This is a genomic window from Shinella sp. G-2, assembly GCF_050172695.1.
Taxonomy (GTDB): domain Bacteria; phylum Pseudomonadota; class Alphaproteobacteria; order Rhizobiales; family Rhizobiaceae; genus Shinella.
The window spans coordinates 238,348-264,707 of record NZ_JBBEYH010000006.1 but is presented as its reverse complement, the minus strand read 5'-3'; the positions used below and the strand labels follow the sequence as shown (position 1 = coordinate 264,707).

Here is a 26,360-nt window from a genome sequence, read left to right as displayed (position 1 = left end):
GATCGATTTCGGGAAAACAACACCCCAATCGATACAACAGGCTTAATGAAACAATAACAAAATTGACGCGAGAAGGGGTGGTTAAAGCCGGGCAGGGGAGCCGCTATAAGATTTTCACGACCGTCGCGGTCAACTTTCTTAAACTTTTGCTGTCTTCCTTCTTGGCATGGCCGGCCGAGGCGAGCTTTCGCCGCGGCGTTTATATTTTGCCGTGCGAGACCGTTTCATGATGACTTTGGATGAATTCAGAAATTGCGTCATCGTCGTTGCCCATCCCGACGACGAGATCCTCTGGGCCAGCTCGCTCCTGGCCGTCGCGCGAAAGATCATCCTTTGCTACGGCGAGAGCCCGGGCTATCCGGCGGTCGGCGCGGGCCGACGCGCGCTGCTGAAGGAGTTCCCGCTTGAAACGGTGGTGAGCCTCGATGTCGCCGAGTCCGATGTCCACCTTTCGGCGAACTGGGCGCATCCCGTTGAAACCGCCTATGGCATAGAGGTCAGCCGCAACGGGGACGCCTATGCCAAGCGGTTCCATCTTCTGCGCGAGGCGCTGGAGGCGCATCTGGAGGAGGGCGACATTGTCGTCACGCACAATCCCTGGGGCGAATATGGCCATGAGGAACATGTGCAGGTCCATCGGGCCGTTGCCGACGTGAGGCAGCGACGGAATTTCCGTCTGTTCGTGACGGGCTATGTCAGCGATCGCGTGCTGCGCTTCATGGAAAAATGCACGCCGCGCCTCGGCCCGGCCTTCGCCATGTTGCCGACCGACAAGGTGCTCGGCGACGCGCTGAAGCGGCAATATCAGGCCAACGGCATCTGGACCTGGGAAGATGCCTATCAATGGCCCGACCGAGAGTGTTTCTATGAAGTGCACGACCCGGCAGCGCCGCTGCGCAGCGACGAGCGGACCATGGTATCGCTGCCGGTCAATGTGCTGTGGCTCGATGGCCAGCGGCCGATCTGGCGTCGCGCCCTGCGCGGCGTGAAGCAGCGGTTGCGGGCGTTCGCTTATCGGCTCTCCCGACGGAAACAGGCGTAACTATCGTATGGTGCCGCGCGCCGTGAATTCGTCCGATTGGACGAGCGCCCTGGCGATGGTCGCCCGTGTCGCGCGGCCGGCGTTCAGGTCGGCCAGATAGCCTTCCAGTCCCGCACCATCCGCCGGACGGCCGAGCAGCCGTTGGTAGAGGAGGTCGATATAGGCGCGGTCGTCCAGATCGGCGACGGCATGTTTCTGGCGAAACTCCTGCGAGGCGAGCAGGCCTTCGGTCATCTCCGCTTCGCTGGCGCCGTTCTCCAGCTTGCGAACCCAGCCCTCGGCCTCGAAAAGACCCGCCGGCCGGCCGAGCACGAGGCAATAGCCGAGGCTCGCCTTGCGGAAGGCGGCATCGGCGACCTTGCGCAGGTCCTCGGTGTCGCAGCCGGTCAAGCCCTCATCGCGCATTTCCCGTTGAACCGCCGCATAGGCGGGCTTCGGCTTGCCGATCCGCCAGCCTTTCGCTGTGCTGCCCTCGAGTTCGGCGAGCCCCATATAGGCCTCGAAATCGGGCGCCCAGTAGGTCTCGTCGAGAAGCTCGTAGAGATGCGCCACCTCGATCCGGTAGGGAACGGCAAGTTCGCGCAGGCGCGTCATCCAGCGCACGAGACCGTCCGCCTGTTCCGTCGCGCTTTTCTGGCTGCCGAAGGGATGGTTGAATTCCGTCACCCAGATGGGCCGGCCATGGGCGGCCAGCAGCTTGAAGGCCCATTCGGGATCCTCGCCGTACATGTGCCAGACGGAAATGTCCCACTGGATGCCATCGGCCTGCATGCGCTCGAATGCGCCGGTATGCCCCCAGCCGGCGGTCCCCATTGCCTTGCGGATGGTGGGGTCGGCGGCGGTCATGCCGTCGGAAAGTCCGCGCAGCACCGCGCTCACCTTCGCCCAGCGCGGCCCGTAATAGTCCAGTGCGCCGACGCCACCGGCGGCACCCCATTCGCAGGGATAGATCGTGCCGTCGTCCCGGCGCTCGCAGGGCTGGATGATGGCGAAATTCTCCAGTTCGTTGCCGAGCTCCCAGACACGGATATCGTCCTTGAAGCGCGTGCCGAGCGCCAGCGCCATCTCGCGCGCCACAGCATGGAGCGTGGCCTCGTCCATGGTCTTGAGATCGACGGCGGGCGTGATGACCGGAAGGATGGTGATGCCGCGCGCCTTTGCCTCCGCGACGAGTTCGGCCAGCTTGTCGCCGGCATCCACGCTGGAAATGTCGACGCGGTAGGAGCGGGCGCCGAGGTCCTTCAGGAGAGCGAGTTGCGCAGCGAGGGAAATGCCTGGATAGGAATTGATCGGATGGCCGTTGACGCCCCAGGTAAGCGCCAGCGCCGGAAGCGCCAGCAGGAGGGCCGCGGCGAAGCCGAGACCCGCCATCGTTCTGCCGGCCCTTCTGCGCCACGCATCCGCTCGCACCTGCAACCTCCTGCGCCTGCCAATGCCGGACCCTAGCATGATGGAAAGCCCGGCGAAAACGCCGTGCCGGCTTTTCGGCAAAAGCGGTTAATCCGTCCGTTCAGGCCTTGGCCGCAATTGCGCTCAATTCCTCCAGGTCGAGGTCCCGTTCCAGCTCGTGCAGCGTCTCGTCATCGATGTCGCCGGCGCGGTGGAGGCGGATGAGTTCGCTGCGGCCGGCCGCGACGGCCTCCAGCACCAGATCGAAATGCGCCTGCAGCATCGGCTGATAGTGCTCGGTGCGCGCGGCATAATCGACAATGGCGACGGCCCGGCGCTGGTACTTGTCCAGCAATTGCGGGTGGATGAGGGTGCCTTCGCCATCATAGGCCCCGCTTTGTACGACGATCAGTTGCGCCTGCGCCATGGAGGCTTCCGCTTCGCTCATGGAAATCCGGGCCTTCTCCGAGGGCGGCTCGCTGAGCCCTGCCCAGGCGATCACCCGGCCGAGCGTCGTCCCCTGGATGAGCACCGTGCCGAGGATGATGGCGAAGGACGTGACGAGGATGAAGTCGCGGCCGGGGAACCCTTCCGGCACAGAAAGGGCGAGGGCGAGTGTCACCACCCCGCGCACGCCCGCCCAGGAAAGCACCGCGGCGCTGCGGGCGCCGACCGGCGTATAGCGGCGGATGCCGAGCGCATTGGCAAGATGGATGACGAGATCCGAACCGAATACCCAGGCGAAACGGGCGAGCGTCAGGGCAAGAAGGATGACCAGGATCGGCCCGCCCATGGTGGTGGCGACGACGTCGAAACCGCCGCCGCGTTCCACGACGCCGCGCAGCGACAGCCCGATGAGGATGAAGACCATCGCCTCCATGAGAAACACGATGACGGTCCAGAAGGAGGTGCCGCGCATGCGCGTTGCGGCCGAAAGGATGGTGTGCTGGTTCCAGCTGGCGATGAGGCCGGTGGTGACGGTGGCGATGACGCCGGAAACATGCAGGAACTCGCCGAGGAGATAGGAGGTCCAGGAGAGGAGCGCGGTGGCGGCGATGATGAGGTATTCATCGCCCAGACGCCGCACCAGCAGCACCCAGGCCATGCCGACGGCGGCACCGACGAGCGCCCCGCCGAGCGAGAGCAGGAAGAAGCTGCCGACCGCCTCGCTCATGCTGAAGGCGCCGGTGACGCCGGCCGCGATGGCGAAGCGGAAGAGCACGAGGCCGCTGGCATCGTTGAGCAAGCTTTCGCCTTCGAGCAGGATTTGCAGGCGACGCGGCAGGCGCACCCGCTGCAGCACGGCGCGGGCCGAAACCGCATCGGGCGGCGAGACGATGGCGCCGAGCGCCGCGCAAGCTGCCCAGGGAAGGGACGGGAACAGAAGATGCGTGACCACCGCGACGACGGCGGCGGTGAAGAACACGGCGCCGATGGCGAGCGAGGCGATGCCGATCATGTGACGGCGCAGCCGGCCGATGGCGATGGTCCAGGCGCCGTCCAGCAGAAGCGGCGGCAGGAAGATGACGAGCACGAGCGCCGGATCGACCTCGATCGCCGGCAGTCCCGGCAGGAAGGCCAGCGCGGCGCCACCGGTGAGCAAGGCCACGGACGGCGGCAGGCCCAGTCGATGGGCGGCATAATGGAGGGCGATGATCGCCAGGAACATCCCGACCACCAGCTCGAACAAATGCGTCGGCTCCATCCGTCCGGTCCTCACCGCTGATGACGATAGGCTTTTTTACAGGGGGATTTTGCGGAAAGGCAATTCATCGGGCGGCATGCCCGGGATTTTTCAGCGGCCTACCGAAAGAGGGGTGGCCGGGAATGCACATCGTGAAATGGCATAAGGTTTGTTATGGAACTTGGGAATGTCAGCCGACGAGGCCGAAGATGACTGCGCTGACGAAGAGGAAGGCGCCGGCAATGGCGATGTTGCTCACGAGGAACTGCCGTTCTGCGCGGCGGGTCCGGCGCAGGCTGACCGGGCCGAAAGCGCCATAAGGGGAACGACCGTCGAGTTTCGCATTGCTCATCGCCATCAGTCCTTGTTCGGGAGGCCGTGAACCGGCCTTCTCCGGGGCGGATTGTCATAGTCCGCCTGTCTCCACGATGATTTATATATTATCCCTATAAGATTGGTAGGGTATTTTTTCTCATTTTCGCCGCAATCGTAAATTCGCGTTCCGGATGCCTTCTGCCCGGGTGAGCCGGGCATTTCCGGCGACCGGCGTGCGGGTTGCGGCCTCCGGCTTTCTGGGCCATAAATCGGCCCCCACCTGTCGAGGCCACCCGTCATTGCGCGTTGCGGCCGTGCGTGCCCCCACGTCACGGAACCCTTTGTCCGCGCTTCGGCAAGCTTCGACATCGGATACGACAATGCGGACCGATCAAAAAGGAGAACGCATCATGGGCGCAACGGGACATCTCGGCACGGCTTGGAGCAAGCGCGACTACCACCGGCAATGGCTCTGGCGGGAAGCGAACCGCCTGTTCGATTTCTTCCAGAACCCGGCCTTCAACCCGCTTGGCGGCTTCCATGAACTCGATGTCGAGGGGCGGCCGATCAATCCCGGCAATCCGGTTCGTGGCATTCACTCGACGGCCCGCATGGTGCATTGCTTTGCCATCGGCAGCCTGCTCGGGCGCCCCGGCTCCGACGATATCGTCGACCACGGCATGAAGTATCTTTGGGAAAAGCACCGCGATCACGAGCGCGGCGGCTATCACTGGTCGCTCGACAATTCCGGCCTGCTGGATGCGAGCAAGCAGGGCTACGGCCATGCCTTCGTGCTGCTGGCCGCCTCGAGCGCCAAGGTCGCCGGTCATCCGGATGCCGATCGCATGATCGCCGATGTCACGGACGTCCTTGAAACGCGCTTCTGGGAAAGCGCGCATGGCGCGATCGCCGAGGAATTCGAAGCGGACTGGACCGCGGTTCCGGGCTATCGTGGCCAGAACTCCAACATGCACCTGACCGAAGCGTTGATGGCCGCCTTCGAGGCTACGGGCGAGAAGGCCTATCTCGACAAGGCCGAAAGCATTGCCGATCTGGTCATTCGCCGCCGCTCCGGCGAAAACGGTTTCCGCGTGCCGGAGCATTTCGACGAGAACTGGGTTCTGGACAAGGAATATCGCGGCAACGAGATGTTCCGCCCCTCCGGCACGACCCCGGGCCATTGGCTGGAATGGGCACGTCTCGTGCTCCAGCTCTACGCTCTCGGCGGTCGCAAGCATGCCTGGATGCCGGACGCGGCGAAAGCGCTCTTCGCGCAGTCCATCGCGCTCGGCTGGGACAAGGAAAAGGGCGGCTTCTTCTACACGCTCGACTGGGACGACGAACCGGCCAAACGCTACAAGTTCTGGTGGCCGATGGCCGAGGGCGCGGGCGCTGCGGCATTCCTGTGCGAGCACCTGCCGAGCGATTTCCACGAAACCTGGTATCGCAAGATCTGGGACACGATCGCCCGGCATTTCCTCGACCGCGACAAGGGCGGCTGGCATGAGGAACTGAGCGAGGACCTTGTTCCGAGCTACACCCTGTTCGCCGGCAAGGGCGACATCTATCATGCGCTTCAGGCCTGCCTGATCCCGCTTTATCCGGCGACGGGCAGCCTGACCAAGGGTATCATCGAGGCCGGCGGCCACTGACGCCGCCCACCATCGCGGGCGCGGAATGATCGACATACCGGAGCAGATTTCTACCCTGTGGATCGCCGCCGCCTCGGCGGCGTTCCTCGCAAAACATTTCCTGGCGGATTTCCTGCTCCAGACGGATTGGATGGCGGCGGGAAAGGAGCGGCCACGGGGCTGGTTGCCGCCCCTTGCCGCCCATGCCGGCGTGCATGGCGCGTTGACAGCAGCCCTCTTTCTTGCCGTCTCTCCGCCGCTTGCCTGGCTGGGCCTGGCCGATGCCGTCGTGCACGGCATTCTCGACCGCCTCAAAAGCATCGCTAACCGGCACTTGCAGGTAACGCCGCGCCAGACGGGTTTCTGGTGGCTCTTCGGCGCGGACCAGACGCTGCATCACCTCACCCATCTCGGCCTGGCGGTGCTGCTGGCGGCTGCGGGCTCGGCCGTTTAGGCCGGGTTGTCTTCGGAAGCCAGCGCCTCGCGCAGCAGAAGATCGGTCAGGGCGAACTGATCCGCGAACCACCGGTCCGCGGCATGCCACATCAGTGGCGTCAGCCGGATGTCGTGGCCGCCGCGCGCTTCCGTCGTCAGGAGGCCGGCGTCCCGCGCGGCCTCGACGATACGCCGGACATGGGTGCGCGAAACGCCCGTACTCGTTGCAAGGCGCTGGTATCCCGTGACCAGCGGCCCCTGCCCGCTCTCCCGCGCGCGGCGCAGCAGGAGCAGCAGGATCATGTAGCCGCAGTCATGGGCGAAGAACGGAGCAAGCGGCAGATGCCGGCGGATGAGCCGGCTCAGCCCCGGCAGGCGCGGCAGCGTCGCCCGGCGCATGGCGCGGAAGAGCCTGTCGTCCGGCAGGCCGGCGCGCGCTTCGGTCGGTGACAGGCCGAAGGTCGACAGACCGTCGAGGCAGAGGCCGAGCACGCCGGCGTCGCGCGCCAGAAGCGGCGTGCTCGGTACCAGCAGCCGCACACGGCGGTCGGACGCATGCGGCTGTTGCGTCAGAAAACCATATTTGCGCAGGCACGAGACCTGTGCCTCGACACGGTTGCGACTGGCAACGCCCAGTTCCGTGACTTCCCGTTGAAGGCGGCCAAGGGTCAGCCAGCTGGAGGGCCGTGTCATGTCCTGTGCGGCATGGAGCGAGAGGGCGGCGAGATAACAGAGGAAACGCCCCTCCTCCAGGATCAGCCGGTTGAAGAGGTGGTTGCCGTCGTAAAGGGCGAGCTTGCCGTCGATCAGCCTGTTCCGGGCTTCGGCAAAGACCGGGGACGCCAGGAAGGCGAAAGGCGGCACCTGAAAGGCCACCGCGCCGTCATCGAACGAAAGCTGATCCATGCCTTGCCTCCCACCCTTGCCTGGACGTGCCCACCGGCACGCCGCCTTGGCCTTCCGGCCAGAATTGACCCATTATTTTCCATGGGGTTGCACCCCGGTTAAACTGTCAATTGTATCGTTGGTTCCGCTAGACAATATGAGACGGGAGGCCAAAAGAATGAGACGCCGTGCCAAGATGGTACGGCCACGAATTTCCGGGAACCTTCGCCCGTATCCCTGCTTGATAGGGATCGACACCCTCCGCCAACCGACGTGAGCCGCCATGAGCCCCGCCGACAAGCTGCCCTCCCACTCCGTTCTTGCCGAAGCCGGCACGGATTGCCGTCGCAAGAGCCGGCTGTTTTCCGAGACGCTGGACCCGGTCTTCCGCACGACGATGGAGACGCCGGAGCGCCTTGCCGATTTCCGGGCGGACCTTTCCACCTATCTGATGGGGCCGGCTCTGTTCTTCGTCGCGGATATGCAGGGCACCGCCTATGCCTTCTCCCGCGACCGCGGCCGCATTGCCCGCAGCGGCCTCGATCTCATTTTCGTGCAGCTCACGCTCGATGGCGGCGACCTGCGCACGCTGAACGGCGAGACGCTGGCGGTGGAGGCGGGCGACGTCTCGCTCTTCGACCTGTCACGCACCATGCATGCCGAAACGACCCATTGCCGCAATCTCACGCTCGTGCTGCCGCGCCACCTGCTGTTCGGCAACGAGGCGCAGAACGACGCGCTGCATGGCCTTGTCCTCAAGCGAACGACCAGCACGGGTCGGTTGATCGGCAGTCATCTGCGGGCGCTTTTCGAGGACTTGCCCGATATCACCCAGGCGGAGGCGCCGGCCATCGTCACGGCCACGGCCAACCTCGTCGCCAATCTGGTTGCCCCGCAGCTTGCCATGCGCAGCCAGCCAGCCCCCACGGTGCGTGGCGCCGTCATCATGGAAATCCGCCGCTACATCGAGCAGAACCTTGCCTTGCCCGATCTCGGCCCGGATCACCTCTGCAAGATGTTCGGCCTTTCGCGCGCCTCGCTCTACAGGCTCTTCGAGCCCATCGGCGGCGTGACCGATCATATTCGCAGCCGGCGTCTGCGCGCCGCCTTCGACATGCTGGCAGGAGACGGCAGGCGCACCGTCGGTGAGGTCGCCTATGCCTGTGGCTTCGCCGATATCTCTGCCTTCTCCCGCGCCTTCCGTCACCAGTTCGGTCTGCGCCCGAGCGAGGCGCGCGATGTCGACGCCCGCCATCCCCTCACCCTCGGTGTTGCAGAGAAACAGGCCGCGGCCTCCGTGCACGACTGGCTGCGCGTCGTCGCATCGCTCTGATCATCTTGCCGTTTGACACTTGAAATCACATCAACCAGTATGTGATCACATTTTATGGGCCTGCTGGAGAACGGGATGGAAAGGGCGAACCTGGAAGCGCGCGCCCGCGCGCTCATCGAGGCGGAAGCGGAGATTTTTCGGGCGCGGCGGCCGCGCTGCGCGGCGGCGCATGACGAAGCGGCCTCGGGTTTCTTCGATGGCGTGCCGCAGCACTGGATGCTCGATTGGCCGACGCCTTTCCCGCTCGTCGTCGATCAGGCGAGCGGCGTCGATCTCGTCGATCTCGACGGCAACCGCATCGTCGATGTCTGCCTCGGCGATACCGGCGCGATGTTCGGCCATGGCCCTGCCCCGGTTATCGAAGCCCTGAAGAACGCCGCCACGCGCGGCCTCACCACCATGCTGCCCTCCTCGGATGCCGAGGCCGTCGGCCGGCTGCTGGTGCAATGCTTCGGCCTGCCCCGCTGGCAGCTCGGCGCGACCGCCAGTGACGCCAACCGCTTTGCGATCCGCGTCGCCCGCGCCGTCACAGGCCGCGCCAAGCTGCTGGTCTTCGACGGCTGCTACCATGGCGCGGTGGACGACACGCTGGTGGACCTCGTCGACGGAAAGACGGTGTCGCGCCGCAACCTGCTCGGCCAGGTCCGCGACCTCGGCGAACTGACGGTCTCCATTCCTTTCAATGACGAGGCGGCGCTGGAAAAGGCGCTGGCCGCGCATGACATCGCCTGCGTGCTGGCCGAGCCGGTCATGACCAATTGCGGCATGATCCCGCCTGCCCCGGGCTTCCACGCCGCGCTCCGGCGCCTCACCCGCGCTGCCGGCACGCTGCTGCTCATCGACGAGACGCACACCATCTCCACCGGCCTCGGCGGCTATACGAAGGTGTACGGCCTCGGCCCTGACCTGATGGTGATGGGCAAGCCCATCGGCGGCGGCGTTCCCGTCAGCGTCTGGGGCATGACGCAGGAAATCTCCGATAAATTGCACGTCATCCGGCGCGAGCGGAGCGGCCATGGCCATTCCGGGATCGGCACGACCCTTTCCGGCAGCGCGCTGCAGCTTGCCTGCCTGCGTGCCTGCCTGGAGCGGGTAATGACCGAGGAGGCCTATCACACCATGCAGGCCCGAGCCGATCGCATCGAGGCGGGCTTTACGGCCGCGATCGCCGCCGCCGGCCTCGACTGGACCGTCTCGCGCGTCGGCGCCCGGCTTGAGGTCGTCTTCTCACCCGTACCGGTGCGCAATGCCGCCGAGGCGCGCGCCGTCGCCTCCGACACCATCGAGGCTGCGCTGCACCTGTCCATGCTCAATCTCGGTTATCTGCTGACGCCCTTCCACAATATGGTGCTGGTCAGCCCTGCCCTTTCCGAAGCGCAGGCCGACGGCCTCGTTGCCGCCTTTACCACCGTCACCGGCCGCCTTGCCGAACGGAGGGCCGCCGCGTGAGCCGCGACCTCGCCATCCGGCCGCCGCAAGCCGCCGACATTGCCGAAGCGGAAGCGTTCCTTGCGGCCCATCCCGAGATCACCGCCTTCGATCTCGTGCTCATCGACCTCAACGGCATCGCCCGCGGCAAGATCATCCGGCGGCATGAGTTGCTGCCGATCTTCCGTTCCGGCCGGCACCTGCCCGGCTCCATTCTCGGTCTCGACGTGACGGGTGAGGATGTGGAGGAAACCGGCCTCGTCTGGTCGGACGGCGATGCGGACCGGCGGGCCTGGCCGGTCGCCGGTTCGCTGGTGCCCCTGCCCTGGACCTCGCCGCCACGCGGCGAACTGCGGCTAGCACTCTTCGAACTCGACGGCACGCCGATGGCGGCCGATCCGCGCCATGCACTTGCGCGGCAGGTGCAGTTGCTGGAGGCCGATGGCTTCCGTCCGGTGCTTGCCTATGAACTGGAGTTCTATTTGCTCGACCGGGAACGGGCGGAGGGCGGCGAGTTCCAGCCGCTGCGACTGCCGCTGTCGGGCGAACGGCCGAACGGGATCCAGGTCTATGGGGTCACCGAGCTTGACAGGCTGGAGCCCTTCATCGACGCCGTCTATCGCGGTGCCGAGGCCCAGGGCCTGCCCGTCGAGACGATGATCTCCGAATATGCCCAGGGCCAGTTCGAGCTGACGTTGCGCCATGGCAGCGCCCTGCGCGCAGCGGACGACCTTGCCATGCTGAAGCGGCTGCTGCGCGCCCTCGCTGTGCGCCACGGCATGATGGCCTGCTTCATGGCAAAACCCTTTGCCGGCCGCGCCGGCTCCGGCATGCATGTCCATGCAAGCCTTGCCGACGCCAATGGCAACAACCTCTTCGCCGACCGCGACGACGCGCTGACGCCGCTCCTGAAGCAGGCGGTGGCGGGCCTGCTCGAGACGATGCAGGACGCCATGCTCGTCTTCGCCCCGCATCTCAATTCCTGGCGGCGTTTTTCCGCCCAGAGCTATGCGCCGACCACGCCGACCTGGGGCACCAACAACCGCAGCGTCGCCGTTCGCATCCCGGCCGGCGCGCCCGCCGGCCGCCATCTCGAACAGCGCGCCGCCGGTATCGATTCCAATCCCTATCTCGTCGGCGCGACCGTGCTGGCCGGCATGCGCAAGGGTATCCTCGCCAAGGCAGACCCGGGACCGGAAACGACCGCCTATGCCGATACGGCAGGCGACGACCTGCCGCCGGACTGGCGCAGCGCCATCGAAACGGCCAGCCGCTCGACCTTCCTGAAGGAAGCCCTCGGCGAACGCCTGCATCACGTGTTCCTCGCGCTCAAACGCGCCGAATACAGGCGCTTTGCGAGCGAGGTGACCGCGCTGGAGCGCGTGCTCTACGGGGAAGTGGTCTGAGGCTCAGACCGTTTCCTTCCACGCCGGGGCCGCCTGTCTGGTAAGGTGAATGCATCAGGCCGGTGAAACTCTACGGCGTGGCAGCTGCCAGCCAAGGCGTACGCCCAAAGTTCCGAAAGCGATCAGGATCATGCCGGTGGACTGCACCAGTCCAAGCGGGTGGCCGTAGAAAAACCAGTCGATGAGAATTGCCACCAGGGGGTAGATGAAGGTCAATACGCCGATAAGCGGGGTCGTCAGGCGGGGATAGGCCGCATACATCAGGACATAGGCGACGCCCGTATGCAGGACACCGATCCCAGCGAGCCAGCCCCAGGACGCCAGGGGCACCGAGCGCGAAAGATCGGCGAAGGGCGCCAGCAGCACGACACCGACGATCGTCTGGCACAGCGTCGTGATTTCCGGTCGTTGCGCGCCGAGCCCTTTTGCGAGGATGGTCGCAACTGCATAGAGCAGCGCGGCCCCAAGCGTCAGTGCGATCCCGAATACCCACGTCGTGGTGACGGGCCTTGATGACAGGACCAGGCCGCTGGCAAGGGCAACCCCGACAAAGGCGGCGATCATCCATACGATCTGGTCAAGCGTGATACGCTCCTTCAAGACCGTCACGCCGATCAAAACGACGAAGAAGGGCTGGATGTGATAGACGATCGTGGTGGTCGCGATCGAGGTCATGGCGAAGCCGGCAAAGAAACCCGTCCAGCTCAAGACCATGCAAACCCCGCCGAGGGCCGCCAGACCAAGGCGCGCCGGCGAAAGGCCGCGGTCCGGCAGGTGGCCGCGCAACAGGCACCATGCCCCGAGGAAGAGGGTTCCGAACACGCAACGCCAGAACACGGTCGTTATGGGATCGAGACCGGCTTCGGTGGCGAATGCGCCCACGGTGCCGACAATCGCCATCGCCAAAGCCAAGCGGCCGGCAGGAAATCGGATCAGCGACGTTTCTCTCATGGGGCAACTCCTTCTTGGGTCGGGGAGAAACTGCCCGTGCATTTGCCACCAATCAAACGAATAGATTTGCGATCGGCTATTCGTTATGCTGATAGCATGACTGCACCGCTTGATCTTGACCTTCTGAAGACATTTGTCGCCGTTGCCGAGACGGGGAGTTTTTCCAACGCCGCGCCCCGGATCGGACGCAGCCAGTCGGCTGTCAGCATGCAGATGCAACGGCTGGAACAGGCCGTGGGCAAGCGCCTGTTGATCCGGGGCTCGAAGGCCGTCACCTTGAATGCCGTTGGTGCGGAGCTTCTGCTTCATGCCCGCCGGCTCCTGAAAATGTCGGACGAGGCCTGGGCGAGCATCGCACAGCCCGAGGAGGTCGGATGTGTTCGGCTTGGTGTCCCCGACGACTATGCCGCTTTCCTGTTGCCGCCCGTGCTGGAGCGCTTTGCGGCCGACTATCCGTTGGTGACGATCGAGCTGGTCTGCGAACCTTCGGCCTCGCTGTCCAGGGCAATCGAAGAGCGGCGGATTGATCTTGCGATCGTCACTCGTCTCCCCAACCAGCCCGTCGAAATCCTGCGCCGGGAGCCCTTCGTCTGGGTCACCGCGCCGTCTCATGCCGTATGGCAGGATGACCCGCTTCCAATCGCATTGTTCGAGGCCGGATGCGCAGCGCGAGCAAATGTCCTCGACGCGCTCGCCGTCGATGGGCGTGCCTATCGATGCATGTATTCGAGCGCCAGCCTGTTCGGTCTCACCGCGGTCGTGCAGGCAGGCCTCGCCGTCGCGGGCCTTGCCCTTTGCAGTGTTCCGCCTTCCTTGCGCGTTATCGGCGACAATGAGGGCTTGCCGCGGCTTCGGGAGCTGGAAATCGGCATCTTGCGAAATCCCGCTTCAACGGGAAGCGCCGTCGACCGTCTGACGGATTTCCTGCGCCGCGCCCTTCGGCAAGGCTCGTAAGATCCGATATGTAGCGGAGAACGCGCTGATCCGGTGTGGATCAACGCGGGGCAACGCCTTGCCGGTCCCGTCTCAATCCCGAAGCAGATTGTTGCGCGAGAGGTTCTTCACATCGCGTTCGCCGCAGAGCGCGAGGGTGACGTCGAGTTCCTTCCGGATGATCTCCAGCGTGCGGCGCACGCCGGCCTTGCCGCCGGCGCCGAGGCCGTAGAGGAAGGGGCGGCCGATATAGGTGCCCTTGGCGCCGTAGCAGAGCGCCTTCAGCACATCCTGACCGGAGCGGATGCCGCCGTCGAGATGGACTTCCATCCGGTCGCCGACCGCATCGACGATGCGCGGCAGCATGCTGATCGAGGAGGCCGCGCCATCGAGCTGGCGGCCGCCATGGTTGGAGACAATGATGGCGTCCGCGCCGCTGTCCAGCGACATGCGTGCATCTTCCTCGTCGAGGATGCCCTTGAGGATGAGCTTGCCGCCCCAGCGGTCGCGGATCCACTGGATGTCCTTCCATGACAGTTGCGGGTCGAACTGTTCGGTGGTCCAGGCGGAGAGCGAGGAAAGGTCCGTGACGCTCTTGGCGTGGCCGACGATATTGCCGAAGGTGCGGCGCTTGGTGCCGAGCATGTCGAGGCACCAGAAGGGCCGCGTCGCCATCTGCCACACGTGCTTCGGCGTGAAGCGCGGCGGGGCGGAGAGGCCGTTGCGGACATCCTTGTGGCGCTGGCCGAGGATTTGCAGGTCGAGTGTCAGCACCAGCGCCGAGCAGCCGGCGGTCTTGGCGCGGTCGATCAGATTGAGAACGAAGTCCCGGTCCTGCATCACATAGAGCTGGAACCAGAAGGGTTTCGTCGTCACCGAGCGCACATCTTCGATGGAGCAGATGCTCATGGTGGACAGCGTGAAGGGTACGCCGGCTTCCTCGGCCGCCTGGGCGGCGAGCATTTCGCCGTCGGCATGCTGCATGCCGGTCAGGCCCGTCGGCGACAGCGCGACGGGCATGGACACTTTCTCGCCGATCATCTCGCTGGCGAGCGAGCGGTTGGTCATGTCGACAAGCACGCGCTGGCGCAGCTTGATCTTGTGGAAGTCTTCCTCGTTGGCGCGGTAGGTGCCTTCGGTCCAGGCGCCGGAATCGGCATAGTCGAAGAACATCTTCGGCACGCGGCGGCGGGCCTGTTCCTTGAGGTCTGCGATCGTCAGGGCCTGCTCTACGCTCATCATGTCCTCGCACCGGTCGGGCCGCAGCCGCGACATTCCATAGGGGGTGGGCAATCTTTATGAGGAGGATGGGTGGGCGGCAAGGGGACCGGCTGCACAATCCGTCGTGAATGGCCTATTTATCAATAAAATTACACCGTCCTGCTCCGGGAAGCAGCGGTCGCCGGGGCAGACAAAAACGCCCTCCCGGCAGAGCCGGAAGGGCGTCGAACGATGCGAGATCGCGCGTGTTACTTGGTGGTGTAGAACTTCGCCATGTCGGGCAGGCGCTTGACGCGGATGCTCGATGCCTTGCCGGCGGTGCGGAAGGCCTCGAAGCGCTCCTTGCAGACTTCGGTCATCAGCGCGGTCGCCGGCTTCAGATAGGTGCGCGGATCGAAATTGTCCGGCTTTTCCTTGAAGTTCTTGCGGATCGTGCCGGTCATGGCGAGACGCAGGTCCGTGTCGATATTGACCTTGCGCACGCCCAGCGGGATCGCCTTCTGGATTTCGGCGACCGGAACGCCCCAGGTCTGCTTCATCTCGCCGCCATAGGTGGTGAAGAGGTCCTGCAGGCCCTGCGGAACCGAGGACGAGCCGTGCATGACGAGGTGGGTGTTCGGCAGCTTCTTGTTGATCTTGGCGATGGTCTCGATCGACAGGATGTCGCCGTCAGGCGCACGGGTGAACTTGTAGGCGCCATGGCTGGTGCCGATGGCGACCGCGAGCGCGTCGACGCCGGTCTTGGAGACGAAGTCGAGCGCCTGGTCCGGGTCGGTCAGCAGTTCCTCGCGGGAAAGCTTGCCCTCGAAGCCGTGGCCGTCTTCCTTGTCGCCGGCGCCGGTTTCGAGGTTGCCGAGACATCCAAGTTCGCCTTCGACCGAAACGCCGGCCGCATGGGCGATCTTCACAACTTCCGCCGTCACGTCGACATTGTACTCATAGCTGGCGACGGTCTTGCCGTCGGCGAGCAGCGAGCCATCCATCATGACGGAGGTGAAGCCGTTGGTGATGGCCGAGATGCAGGTCGAGGGCTGGTCGCCGTGGTCGAGATGCAGGCAGACCGGGATATGCGGATATTCCTCGGCAGCGCCGAGGATGAGGTGGCGCAGGAACGCATCGCCGGCATAGGAACGCGCACCGCGGCTTGCCTGCAGGATCACCGGGGAGTCCGTGGCATCCGCCGCGCGCATGACCGCCTGGACATACTCCAGGTTGTTAACGTTGAACGCGGGCAGTGCGTAGTCGTTCTCCGCTGCGTGGTCGAGCAACTGCCGCATGGTGATCAATGCCATTCCTATCCTCCTTCGGATGCCTTTATGACGGGGTTGGCGGCACTATTCACGCATCGCCCACCATATGCAACAGGCCTGAAAGACCCCATCGGGAGCCAAATCGATTAAATGGAGCGGAGGAAATAAATTTCTCGTGGAAAGAGGCAAAATCCGGCCCGCGAAGGCGGGCCGGATGGCAAAAATCCATGTCGGTTCAAATAAATAGGACAAATCCCCGACCGTTCTCAACGGTCGGGGATAAGACTTATTCCGCGTCGTCGGCTTCCGGCGGCGGCATGCTCGCGCGCTCGCCGGTGATGATTTCGCGCTTGCCGACATGGTTGGCCGGACCGACGAGACCTTCCTTTTCCATGCGCTCGACAAGGGACGCGGCCCGGTTGTAACCGACGGCAAGGCGACGCTGGATGTAGGAGGTCGAGCACTTGCGGTCACGCATGACGACCTTGACGGCCTTTTCGTAGAGGTCGTCGCCGTCCTCGGCCGCGATGTCGCCCTTGTCGAACACCGCGCCGCCGGTTGCCGGCTTCTCTTCCTCTTCTTCCTCCTCGTCGGCCGTGACCGTCTCCAGATATTCCGGACGGCCCTGTGCCTTGAGATGGAGGACGACCTTTTCGACTTCCTCGTCGGAAACGAACGGGCCATGGACGCGGGAAATGCGCCCGCCGCCGGCCATGTGCAGCATGTCGCCCTGGCCGAGGAGCTGTTCGGCCCCCTGTTCGCCGAGGATGGTGCGGCTGTCGATCTTCGACGTCACCTGGAAGGAGATGCGCGTCGGGAAGTTCGCCTTGATCGTGCCGGTGATGACGTCGACCGAAGGACGCTGCGTCGCCATGATCAGGTGGATGCCGGCGGCGCGCGCCATCTGGGCGAGCCGCTGGATCGCGCCTTCGATCTCTTTGCCGGCGACCATCATCAGGTCGGCCATCTCGTCGACGATGACGACGATATAGGGCATCGGATCGAGGGAGAGTTCCTGCTCCTCGTTGATCGCCTCGCCGGTCCCCTTGTCGAAGCCGGTCTGGACGCTGATCGTGATCGTCTCGCCCTTGTCGCGCGCGGCGGCGACGCGGTTGTTGTAGCCGTCGATGTTGCGCACGCCGAGGCGGGACATTTTCCGGTAGCGGTCCTCCATCTCGCGCACCGCCCATTTCAGCGCCATGACGGCCTTCTTGGGATCGGTGACGACGGGGGTCAGCAGATGCGGAATACCGTCATAGATCGACAGTTCCAGCATCTTGGGATCGACCATGATCAGGCGGCATTCTTCCGGGCGGAACCGGTAGAGCAGCGACAGGATCATGGTGTTGATGGCGACCGACTTGCCCGAGCCGGTGGTGCCGGCGACGAGCAGGTGCGGCATCTTCGCGAGTTCCGCGATGACGGGTTCCCCGCCGATGGTCTTGCCGAGGCAGATCGGCAGCTTGAAACCGGTCTTGGCGAAGTCCGGGGAGTCGATCATTTCACGGAAATAGACCGTCTCGCGGGTGGCGTTGGGCAGTTCGATGCCGATGACGTTACGGCCGGGCACCACGGCGACACGCGCCGACAGGGCCGACATGGAGCGGGCGATGTCGTCGGCAAGACCGATGACGCGCGAGGATTTGACGCCCGGCGCCGGCTCGAATTCGTAGAGGGTGACGACCGGACCGGGGCGGACATGGATGATCTCGCCGCGCACGCCGAAGTCTTCCAGCACGCTTTCGAGAAGGCCGGCATTCTGTTCCAGCTGCTCCTGCGTCAGCACGAAGCCGACGGTGCGCGGCGGTTCCTGCAGGAGTTCACGCGGCGGATATTCGTAGGTATCGCCGGCGGGCGTCGCAAGCGTGACCTGGAACGGCCGGGCGCGCGACAGCACCGACGAGGGCGTTTCGCGGACGGGTTCGATGACGGCGGCCGGCGTGATGGCGACGACCGGGGCCGGCTTGAGCTCGACGGCCGCGGGAACGACGACGGGGACGGCAGCCGCTTCGATGACGACCGGTTCGGCTTTTACGGCGGGAAGCGTGGCGACAGGTGCGACGAACGCCGCGCGTGTGGTCGTGGCCGGACGGCATTCGACGACGCGGAAGAGCGCGGCGACGGAGGACGGTTCCTCGCGCTTCTGCTCAACCGGTGCCGGCATGGCAATGGCAACGGGCGTCGGAACGGGGGCCGGCGTCGGCAGCGGCATGCGGACCACGGTCACGGCCGGACGGATCGGCTCGTCGCTTGCGGCGTCTTCGGGCGCCAGCGTTTCGAAGAAGGCGTGGTCGGAGAGATGGGCGAAGCGGTCGATCGCGGCGCGCACGTCCGGCCTTGCGGCCGGGGGCGCGACGAGGGGCGCCCGCGCCATGAAGGGCTGCAGCGGAACGGTGGGCTTGTAGACGACGTCGGTGGCGGCGCCGCTCGTCGCGGCGGTGACGACGGCCTGGACGAAGCGGGGTGCCGGTTCCGCCGGCGCTGGGGCCGGCTGCTGCTCGACGCGCTGGCGACGATCGTCCAGCGCATCACGCAGGCGCTGCAGCAGCTGGGCCTGCGTGAGCTGCTCGGGTTGCGCTTCGGGCTGACGGGTGACGGCGGGCTGTTCTACCGGAGCAACGCGCTCCTCGGTAACAGGCGCTACGCCCTGCACCTCGATTGCGGCCGCCTCTTCGATCTTGGCGGCGACCTTGTCGGGCGTGCGCGTGAAGCGGACATTCGGGGCCATGTAGAAATGGCTTTCCCAGCTGCCGTCGGCATATTGGCCGGGATCGTAGCTCCTCAGCGCCGGCGAACGGAAGCGCGGCCGGTAGTCTTCGTCGTTGGCGACCGGCTCATGGACGGCATGCCATTCCTCCGCCTCCGGGGTAACCTCCGGCAAGGCGCTGTTTTCATAGGAGTAGTACGACGACTGCTCGTCGTTTTCCCCTTCGGTTTCGAGGATGGGATAGAAGTTTGTTCTAGAAATACGCATGAACCTGAAATCTCGACGATCATTGCCGATAGGGATGCGTAGATGGTTAGGAAATGAAGGTTAACAATGTCTTTGGACGGGACCAGATTCCTTTCTGAAATCCCGTTCCAGAACGTCGTTACAGAGAGCGAAACCGGCGCTCCAGCGGGCGAAATCGGCCCGCCCGGGATCGGAAAAAATCTTTTGCGATCGGGCCCTCTCCGTCCTGTCCAAAGGCGCTGGCCGGAGGAGCGTTCGAAGATGGAATCAGACTCCGGCGGTGGGCTGGCCCTCGCCTGCCTCCGGCTCTTCGGCGGCTGCGGGCGGCACGTCCGGATTGCCTTCCGCCCGGTCGCGGTGGAGCGCGGCACGGGCGAGCAGCATCAGCGTGACCGGCGTCGTCACCGTCACGAAGATGCCGATGAGAATCTCGTGCACGACGGGCCGCGTGGCCAGCACCGTGAAGAAGATCATCGAGGCCATGACGATGCCGCCTGTGCCCCAACTCGTGCCGAGCGTCGGCGCGTGGATGCGCTCGTAGAAGGTCGGCAGGCGGGCAAAGCCGATGGTGCCGATCAGGGCAAGGCCGGCGCCGACGACGAGAAAGAAGGAAACGACAAGGGCGGCCCAGGCCGGCAGGTCGCCGGCATGTTCGATCGTGCTCATTCGATCACCTCCCCGCGCATCAGGAATTTGGCGAGGGCCACGGTGGCGACGAAGCCGAGCATGCCGATGACCAGCGAGGCCTCGAAATAGATGACCTTGCCGGTGCGGATGCCGAACACCATCAAGAGCAGCATGGAATTGAGATAGAGCGTGTCGAGCGCCAGAACCCTATCCTGGGCGCGCGGGCCGCGTGACATGCGCAGCGCCGCGAGCGCCATGGCGGCCACGAGGCAGACCTGGGCGAAATTGACGGACCAGACAAGGATCGTGTGGCTCATTCGAAGATCTCCATCAGCAGCGCCTCGTAGCGCGTCTTGATCAGCACCCGCCAGGCCTCCTCGTCGACGAGGTCGAGCGCATGGATGAGCACCGTGCGGTTCAGGGAATTGTATTCGAGCCAGGCGGTGCCGGGCGTGCTCGTGATGATGACGGAGAGCACCGCCAGCGCCGTCGGATCCTCGAGATCGAGCGGTACCGTCATGAAGCCCGATTTGAAGCGGCCCCTGCGCCCCGTCAGGAGGATCGAGGCGACGGCGATGTTCGAGCGCACGATATCGTAGAGCACGATGCCGAGAAGCTTGGGCAACAGGTACCATTTCGGCAGGCGCGGCTTTGCGGGCCGCAGCGAGGCCATGCCCCAGGACGCGAAGACTGAGACGATGCAGCCGAGAATGAGGTGACCGAGCGTGAAGCCGTTGAGGGCGAGCCAGGTAAGGACGAGCGAGGCGCTGAGCAGCGGATAGGGCAGCATGTCAGATCCCTCCCCCGCCATCCGGGCCGCCCGGCTCCGCAACGCCCGCGCGGCGGGCATTGACCACCGCGTCGATATAGCTCGCGGGCTGCTGCAGGGTGCGCACGGTCTCCTCCATGTAGCTCATGGCAGGCCCCGCCTTGATCGTCAGCGCCAGGGTCAGCGCGATCAGCAGCATGACCGGCGCCATTTCCATGACGAGCACGCGCGGCACGGTGCCTTCCATCGAGGCCCAGAAGGTGCGGATGCCGGCCCGCGTCATGGAGATGAGCGCGGCAAGGCCGGAGAGGATGAGGAGGGCGACGATCCACCAGACGGAGGCCGGGATCGGTCCCTCGCCCTGGACATTCGTGCCGATCATGCCCGACAGCATGGCGAACTTCGCGACGAAGCCGGAGAGCGGCGGAAGACCGGAAAGCAGGATGCCGCAGGCGGCAAAGCAGGTGCCGAGCACGGCGATGGTTCCCGGCATGGTGACGCCGACCTCGACCTCCTGATCTTCGTCGTCGGCATCGCCATAGGCTTCCATGGTGACGGCGAGAACCGAGGCGCCGGCATCCTGGCCGCGTTCGACGAGTTCGATAAGCAGGAAGAAGGCGGCGATCGTCAGCGTGGAACTGACCATGTAGAAGAGCGCGCCCGCCGTGACCTCGCCGTTGCTGAGGCCGAGCACGGCCAGCAGCGTGCCGGAGGAGACGAGCACCGAATAGCTCGCGAGCCGGCCGAGCGCCTGCGAGGCGAGCACGCCGATCGTGCCGAAGGCGACGGTGGCCATGCCGCCATAGAGCAGCACGTTGAGGCCGAGGCCGGCCGATGCGCCCTGCCCGAAGACGAGCAGCGACAGGCGCAGGATGACATAGATGCCGACCTTGCTCATGATGGCGAAGATGGCGGCGACCGGGGCGGTCGCGGCGCTGTAGGCGCCCGGCAGCCAGAAGTTCAGCGGCCACATGCCGGCCTTGATGAGGAAGACGACGCCGAGAATGCCGGCCCCCGCCTCCAGCAGCATGCGCCGTTCGCCTTCGATCTCGCCGATGCGCACGGCAAGGTCGGCCATGTTGAGCGTGCCGGCCGAGCCATAGATGGCGCTGACGCCGATGAGGAAGCAGAGCGCGGCGGCCAGGTTGACGGCGATATAGTGCAGGCCCGCCTTGACGCGCATGGAGCCGGAGCCGTGCATCAGCAGGCCGTAGGACGCCGCCAGCATCACTTCGAAGAAGACGAAGAGATTGAAGAGGTCGCCCGTGAGGAATGCGCCGTTGAGACCCATCAGCAGGAACTGGAAGAGCGAATGGAAATGCGCGCCGGCGGTGTGCCAGCGGGCAAGCGCATAGACGAGCGTCGGGATGGAGAGGATCGAGGCCAGCACCAGCATCAGCGCCGACAGCCGGTCCACCACCAGCACGATGCCGAAGGGCGCCGGCCAGTTGCCGAGAAGATAGACGCCCTCGAAGCTGCCGGCCTCGCTGCTCGCCAGCCGGAACAGGCTGATGGCGACGGCGGCGAGCGCGAGGCACGAGACGACGCTGACCATGGCTTTGACGACGCGCTGGCGCTCGTCGAAGAAGAGAAGCAGCGCGCCCGCGACGAGCGGGATGATGATGGGCGCGATGATGAGATGTTGCTGCCAGCCGCTCATTTGGGCTGCTCCCTGCCGTCGACATGGTCCGTGCCGGTGAGGCCGCGCGCCGCGAGCAGCACGACGAGGAACAGCGCCGTCGTGGCGAAGCCGATGACGATGGCGGTGAGCACCAGCGCATGGGGCACGGGATCGGTCATGGACGAGATGGGAACGCCCTCCTCGAGGAGGGGCGCGGCATTGGATTTCACGCCGCCGACGCCGAAGATGAAGAGATTGACGGCATAGGACAGGAGCGAAAGGCCGATGATGACCTGATAGGTGCGCGGGCGCAGGATGAGCCAGACGCCCGATCCGGTCATGATGCCGATGCCGATTGCGAGAACGAGTTCCATCAGGCTTCCTCCGCCTTGGGCGTTTCGACGCTGCGGACACGGTGCATGCGAATGGATTGGTGGGCGAGTGCGATGAGGATGAGCACGGTCGCGCCGACGACGAGCGAGAAGACGCCGAGATCGAAGAGGAGCGCCGTCGCCGCCGGCACCTTGCCGATGAAGGGCACCTGTATGTATTGCGAGTGGGTCGTCAGGAACGGATAGCCGAAGAACCAGGCGCCGATGCCCGTCGCAACCGCCATCAGCAGGCCGAAGCCCATCCAGCGCAGCGGCAGGATGCGGATGCGGTCCTCCGCCCAGCGCACGCCGCCGGCAAGATATTGCAGCAGGAAGGCGATGGCCATGGTGATGCCGCCGGCAAAGCCGCCGCCCGGCAGATCATGCCCGCGCAGGAACAGGTAGATGGCGAAGGTGATGACGACCGGGAACATCCACTGCATGATGACCGACGGCACCAGCAGGTAGTCGCGCACCGTGTCGCCGGCCGAGCGCTCGGGACGCTCCGCGTCGAAGGCGGCCTGGAGACGCTGCTGCTCGGGCTTCTCGATGCTGTCTGGCGCGGGACGGAAGCGGCGCAGCAGCGCGAAGACCGTCAGCGCCACGATGGCAAGAACAGCGATCTCGCCCATCGTGTCGAAGCCGCGGAAATCGACGAGGATGACGTTGACCACGTTGCGTCCGCCGCCCTCGGTATAGGCTTTTTCGAGGAAGTAGCTGGCGATGGCGTCCGGCACGGGCTGCTTCATGATGGCGTAGGAGAAGAGGAACATCCCGAAGCCGCAGGCGAGCGCGAGCAGGAAGTCCCGGAAGCGGCGGCTGCGCGCGGCGAGCGAAACGGCGTTGTCGACCTTCTCGGAGCGTTTCGGCAGCCAGCGGAGGCCAAGCAGCAGGAGCACGGTGGTGACGACTTCCACGACGAGCTGCGTGATGGCAAGGTCCGGTGCCGAGAGCCAGACGAAGGTGATGCAGGTGGTGATGCCTGCGCCGCCGAGCAGCACGAGCGCGGCAAGGCGGTGATACTTCGCCTGATAGGCCGCGCCGAGCGCGCAGAACGCGCCGATGCACCAGACGGCCGCGAAGATCGGATCGAAACCGACGAAATCGAGGGCCTTGGGCGAGAAGCCGGCGATATAGAGCGGCAGCACGCCGGCGAGCAGCCCGGCCGCCGCGACGAGGCGCAACTGCGGCTGGAGGTGGCGGGTGCCGAGATTGCTTTCCATCCAGCGCGCCCATTTCCAGGACACCGTGACCAGTACGCGCTCGAAGATGCGCTGGCCGGCCAGGTGGCGGAAGAGCGGCGGGCCGTCGTCGCATTTGGCGAGATAGTCCTTCAGCAACGCATAGAGCGCGGCGCCGCCGATAAGCGCGATCACGCTCATGATGAGCGGCGTGTTGATGCCGTGCCAGATGGCGAGGCTGTAGTCCGGCGTGCGCTCACCCAGCACGGAGACGACCGCCGAGTGCAGGAAGGGGCCGATGGAGAGGCTCGGGATGATGCCGACGACGAGGCAGGCGAGCACGAGGAACTCGATGGGGAAGCGCATCCAGTGCGGCGGCTCGTGCGGCTTGGGCTTCGGCAGGTCGGTCGGCTCGGGGCCGAAGAAGACCATGTGGATGAAGCGGATGGAATAGGCCACGGAGAAGGCGCCGGCGAGCGTCGCCACATAGGGCAGGATGCGGTCGAGAACGGAATCGGCGTGGGTCTCCACCGCTTCGGCGAAGAACATCTCCTTGGACAGGAAGCCGTTGAGCAGCGGCACGCCGGCCATGGCGGCGCTCGCCACCATCGCGAGCGTGCCGGTTATCGGCAGGTATTTGAGAAGACCGCTCAAGCGCCGCATGTCGCGCGTGCCCGTCTCATGGTCGATGATGCCGGCGGCCATGAAGAGCGAGGCCTTGAAGGTCGCGTGGTTCATCATGTGGAAGATCGCGGCGACGGCTGCGACCGGACTGCCAAGGCTGAGCAGCGTGGTGATGAGGCCGAGATGGCTGATCGTCGAATAGGCAAGCAGGCCCTTCAGATCCTGCTGGAACATGGCGAAGTAAGCGCCGAGGAGCAGCGTGCTGATGCCCGCGATGCCGACCAGCATGAACCATTCATAGGTGCCCGACAGCGCGGGCCACAGCCGCACCAGCAGGAAGACGCCCGCCTTCACCATGGTGGCGGAGTGGAGATAGGCCGAGACCGGCGTCGGCGCGGCCATGGCGTTCGGCAGCCAGAAATGGAACGGCACCTGCGCGCTCTTCGTCAGGGCGCCGATGAGGATGAGCACCAGCGCCGTCAGATAGAGCGGATGCGCCTTGATCTTGTCGCCGGCCGCCAGCACCACGTCGAGGTCGTAGCTGCCGACGATATGGCCGAGCACGAGCAGGCCTGCCAGGAGGCAGAACCCCCCGATGCCGGTGATCGTCAGCGCCATGCGCGCGCCGTCACGGGCGGCCGCGTTGTGGTGCCAGTAGCTGATCAGCAGGAAGGAGAAGATGCTGGTCAGCTCCCAGAACACCGAGAGCAGGATGACGTTGCCCGACAGCACGATGCCGAGCATCGAGCCCATGAAGGCGAGCAGGAACGAGAAGAAGCGTGGAACCGGATCCTCTTCCGACATGTAGTAGCGGGCATAGAGCACGACGAGGCAGCCGATGCCCGTGACGAGCATGGCGAAGAGCCAGGCGAAGCCGTCCATGCGCAGGGTGACGTTCAATCCGAGCTGGGGCAACCATTCGATGTCGAGCCGGACCTTGCCGCCATTACGCACGGCCGGATAGAGCATCGCCGTCAGCACCAGGCCGGCCAGGGCGACGCCCCCGGCCATCCGCGCCGCAAGGACGCGGGAATCCGTCCGCAGCAACAGCGTCGCGGCAAGGCTTCCCGCAAAGGGAAGGCAGACCAGCAGCACCAGTATAGTTTCACCTGTCATCGTTCGATCGATCGCTTTTGAACGTCAGAGCTTCTCACAAGCCGGCAAGCCGGCGGTATCGGGAAGCCGCGCGCGATCCGGATCGATCGAGGCGGCCGTCAGGCGAAAATCGGCGGAGGGGCACGGGCCCCGCGTGTGTCGAGCGAGCCCGTGCCGGAGCGGAACGGCAGAACCATGGCGATGGCGGCAGGGGCGGCATGGAGGCGAAGCACGGTTTGCGCCGGAAGGCAGGCAAGATCGACGCCCGGGCCGTCCTGCACCGTCATCTTGCCGGCGACGGTGCGCTTGCGGATGTCCTTCTCACCGGCCGTCGAAGGAGCGCTCGCAGTCTTGTGCGTGCCATATCGAAGCATCTTGGCTGGAGCGGCGGCGGTGGAGGACGCCGTGAGCGTCGATATCAACAGCAAAAGACAGGTGAGCGCAGTGCAAAGAAGGCGGAAGGCCCGGTGAAACGGTCGATCCTGTTGCCTTGTTGCTGTCAAACGCGCTGCCTCTCGATATCGTCGTCCATCCTGAAGGATTCTTTCATCAGGACAATACGTTGGCGGGAACGGCGCTGTCCACCCGCGGGCATGAAACTTTTCCAAAATTGAGCCGATTTGCCGCAAAAGACGGGATGATTTTCCTTACCATTCGCGAAAGCCGGCATTCTGTCGCGCCTGGCCCTGCTTGCTGCCCCTTCGTTTCAAGCGCATTCTAGACCTTGCGAATCGCATGAAGCAGACCTGCTCCGCTGCGGCACTGCCGGGAGCGCAAGGTGCGCCGAATATCTGGACAGCCGGTCGATTGTTCCCGGCCTCCAGTCAGTTTCGTGTTCCGGTTCCTGCCCGCGGCATTTCCGGCACGGCGTCAATTCACACCGAACGGGGGTCAATGATGACGGATGCGCGACGGGAATGGATCAGCAAGCGGGCCTACACGCTCTGGGAAGAGGCCGGCCGCCCTCACGGGCATGACGGCGATCATTGGGAACAGGCGGTGCGCGAGCGCGACGAGTTCGAGCGCGTGGCGCTTGTCGACGACGTCAAGCCGATCGGCGCAAAGAAGCCGCTGATCGACATCTCCACTGACGCGAAGGCCACGAAGACCGTCTCTGCCAAGCCGAAGAAGAAGGCGGAAGCGGAAAAACCGGTTACCGCCAAGGCCGTCGCGAAGGCGAAATCGGCCAAGGCGGTCAACAGCAAGCCGATCTGAC

At 65.0% G+C, this 26,360-nt stretch carries 24 protein-coding genes; 9 read left to right on the top strand and 15 right to left on the bottom strand.

Going from position 1 to position 26,360, the window contains the following annotated elements; genetic code table 11:
* Together V8U06_RS13550 and V8U06_RS13545 are read left to right on the top strand one after the other, a co-directional pair.
* On the top strand, positions 1–230 hold a 230-nt coding region (locus V8U06_RS13550; RefSeq protein ID WP_427141086.1), incomplete at its 5' end, for a hypothetical protein.
* A complete protein-coding gene (locus V8U06_RS13545; RefSeq protein ID WP_427141085.1) occupies positions 227–1,042 on the top strand; it encodes a PIG-L family deacetylase in 816 nt (271 codons plus the stop codon). The genes V8U06_RS13550 and V8U06_RS13545, both read left to right, overlap by 4 nt.
* Here V8U06_RS13545 and V8U06_RS13540 read toward each other — a convergent pair whose 3' ends face one another.
* From V8U06_RS13540 to V8U06_RS13530, 3 genes are all read right to left on the bottom strand, one after another.
* Positions 1,043–2,413, bottom strand: coding sequence for a DUF4214 domain-containing protein (locus tag V8U06_RS13540; protein WP_427141084.1), 1,371 nt, complete (start codon positions 2,411–2,413; stop codon positions 1,043–1,045).
* Positions 2,414–2,552: 139 nt separating this feature from the next.
* The gene (locus tag V8U06_RS13535; protein ID WP_427141083.1) at positions 2,553–4,136 is read right to left on the bottom strand and encodes a Na+/H+ antiporter; all 1,584 of its coding nucleotides are present in this window, start codon (positions 4,134–4,136) and stop codon (positions 2,553–2,555) included.
* Between the two features lie 169 nt (positions 4,137–4,305).
* Entirely contained in the window at positions 4,306–4,467 is a 162-nt protein-coding gene (locus V8U06_RS13530) for a hypothetical protein (protein ID WP_427141082.1), read from the bottom strand.
* Positions 4,468–4,840: 373 nt separating this feature from the next.
* Between V8U06_RS13530 and V8U06_RS13525 the strand changes: the two genes are divergently transcribed.
* Together V8U06_RS13525 and V8U06_RS13520 are read left to right on the top strand one after the other, a co-directional pair.
* Positions 4,841–6,082, top strand: coding sequence for an AGE family epimerase/isomerase (locus V8U06_RS13525; protein WP_427141081.1), 1,242 nt, complete (start codon positions 4,841–4,843; stop codon positions 6,080–6,082).
* Between the two features lie 25 nt (positions 6,083–6,107).
* Positions 6,108–6,515, top strand: a complete 408-nt coding sequence (locus tag V8U06_RS13520) for a DUF3307 domain-containing protein (protein ID WP_427141080.1) — start codon at positions 6,108–6,110, stop codon at positions 6,513–6,515.
* On the opposite strand, the gene V8U06_RS13515 is transcribed toward V8U06_RS13520, so the two are convergent.
* Positions 6,512–7,402 carry a hypothetical protein gene (locus V8U06_RS13515; RefSeq protein ID WP_427141079.1) on the bottom strand — a complete coding sequence of 297 codons (891 nt, stop codon included), beginning with the start codon at positions 7,400–7,402 and terminating at the stop codon, positions 6,512–6,514. The genes V8U06_RS13520 and V8U06_RS13515 overlap by 4 nt on opposite strands.
* A gap of 262 nt (positions 7,403–7,664) precedes the next feature.
* Between V8U06_RS13515 and V8U06_RS13510 the strand changes: the two genes are divergently transcribed.
* The 3 genes from V8U06_RS13510 to V8U06_RS13500 all read left to right on the top strand — a co-directional run bounded on the left by V8U06_RS13510 (position 7,665) and on the right by V8U06_RS13500 (position 11,548).
* Complete coding sequence (locus tag V8U06_RS13510; protein ID WP_427141078.1) at positions 7,665–8,714, top strand: helix-turn-helix domain-containing protein; 1,050 nt, start codon at positions 7,665–7,667, stop codon at positions 8,712–8,714.
* 75 nt (positions 8,715–8,789) lie between these two features.
* Entirely contained in the window at positions 8,790–10,163 is a 1,374-nt protein-coding gene (locus tag V8U06_RS13505; protein ID WP_427141077.1) for a transaminase, read from the top strand.
* Positions 10,160–11,548 carry a glutamine synthetase family protein gene (locus V8U06_RS13500; protein WP_427141076.1) on the top strand — a complete coding sequence of 463 codons (1,389 nt, stop codon included), beginning with the start codon at positions 10,160–10,162 and terminating at the stop codon, positions 11,546–11,548. The genes V8U06_RS13505 and V8U06_RS13500 overlap by 4 nt, the downstream gene beginning before the upstream one ends.
* A gap of 54 nt (positions 11,549–11,602) precedes the next feature.
* On the opposite strand, the gene V8U06_RS13495 is transcribed toward V8U06_RS13500, so the two are convergent.
* Positions 11,603–12,499 (bottom strand): DMT family transporter, encoded by an 897-nt coding sequence (locus V8U06_RS13495; protein ID WP_427141075.1) that lies wholly within the window; start codon positions 12,497–12,499, stop codon positions 11,603–11,605.
* A 96-nt stretch (positions 12,500–12,595) separates the two neighbouring features.
* Between V8U06_RS13495 and V8U06_RS13490 the strand changes: the two genes are divergently transcribed.
* Complete coding sequence (locus V8U06_RS13490) at positions 12,596–13,453, top strand: LysR substrate-binding domain-containing protein (protein ID WP_427141074.1); 858 nt, start codon at positions 12,596–12,598, stop codon at positions 13,451–13,453.
* 72 nt (positions 13,454–13,525) lie between these two features.
* On the opposite strand, the gene V8U06_RS13485 is transcribed toward V8U06_RS13490, so the two are convergent.
* The 10 genes from V8U06_RS13485 to V8U06_RS13440 all read right to left on the bottom strand — a co-directional run bounded on the left by V8U06_RS13485 (position 13,526) and on the right by V8U06_RS13440 (position 25,518).
* Positions 13,526–14,671, bottom strand: coding sequence for an alpha-hydroxy acid oxidase (locus tag V8U06_RS13485; protein WP_427141073.1), 1,146 nt, complete (start codon positions 14,669–14,671; stop codon positions 13,526–13,528).
* A gap of 230 nt (positions 14,672–14,901) precedes the next feature.
* Positions 14,902–15,945: a class II fructose-bisphosphate aldolase gene (gene fba / locus V8U06_RS13480; protein ID WP_427141072.1), complete on the bottom strand. Its 1,044-nt coding sequence runs from the start codon at positions 15,943–15,945 to the stop codon at positions 14,902–14,904.
* Between the two features lie 244 nt (positions 15,946–16,189).
* On the bottom strand, positions 16,190–18,877 hold the full coding sequence (locus V8U06_RS13475; protein ID WP_427141071.1) for a DNA translocase FtsK: 2,688 nt from the start codon (positions 18,875–18,877) through the stop codon (positions 16,190–16,192).
* 246 nt (positions 18,878–19,123) lie between these two features.
* Entirely contained in the window at positions 19,124–19,522 is a 399-nt protein-coding gene (gene mnhG / locus V8U06_RS13470) for a monovalent cation/H(+) antiporter subunit G (protein ID WP_427141070.1), read from the bottom strand.
* Entirely contained in the window at positions 19,519–19,800 is a 282-nt protein-coding gene (locus tag V8U06_RS13465) for a K+/H+ antiporter subunit F (protein WP_226921920.1), read from the bottom strand. Before V8U06_RS13465 ends, mnhG begins: the two co-directional genes overlap by 4 nt.
* Positions 19,797–20,273 (bottom strand): Na+/H+ antiporter subunit E, encoded by a 477-nt coding sequence (locus V8U06_RS13460; RefSeq protein WP_226921919.1) that lies wholly within the window; start codon positions 20,271–20,273, stop codon positions 19,797–19,799. Before V8U06_RS13460 ends, V8U06_RS13465 begins: the two co-directional genes overlap by 4 nt.
* A 1-nt stretch (position 20,274) precedes the next feature.
* Entirely contained in the window at positions 20,275–21,912 is a 1,638-nt protein-coding gene (locus tag V8U06_RS13455) for a monovalent cation/H+ antiporter subunit D (RefSeq protein ID WP_427141069.1), read from the bottom strand.
* Positions 21,909–22,247, bottom strand: coding sequence for a Na+/H+ antiporter subunit C (locus V8U06_RS13450; RefSeq protein WP_226921917.1), 339 nt, complete (start codon positions 22,245–22,247; stop codon positions 21,909–21,911). The genes V8U06_RS13455 and V8U06_RS13450 overlap by 4 nt, the downstream gene beginning before the upstream one ends.
* Positions 22,247–25,165 (bottom strand): monovalent cation/H+ antiporter subunit A, encoded by a 2,919-nt coding sequence (locus V8U06_RS13445; protein WP_427141068.1) that lies wholly within the window; start codon positions 25,163–25,165, stop codon positions 22,247–22,249. The genes V8U06_RS13450 and V8U06_RS13445 overlap by 1 nt, the downstream gene beginning before the upstream one ends.
* A gap of 98 nt (positions 25,166–25,263) precedes the next feature.
* The gene (locus tag V8U06_RS13440) at positions 25,264–25,518 is read right to left on the bottom strand and encodes a hypothetical protein (protein WP_427141067.1); all 255 of its coding nucleotides are present in this window, start codon (positions 25,516–25,518) and stop codon (positions 25,264–25,266) included.
* Positions 25,519–26,041: 523 nt separating this feature from the next.
* On the opposite strand from V8U06_RS13440, the gene V8U06_RS13435 reads away from it, so the two are divergent.
* Positions 26,042–26,359 carry a DUF2934 domain-containing protein gene (locus V8U06_RS13435; RefSeq protein WP_427141066.1) on the top strand — a complete coding sequence of 106 codons (318 nt, stop codon included), beginning with the start codon at positions 26,042–26,044 and terminating at the stop codon, positions 26,357–26,359.
* The last annotated feature ends 1 nt before the right edge of the window (position 26,360 follow it).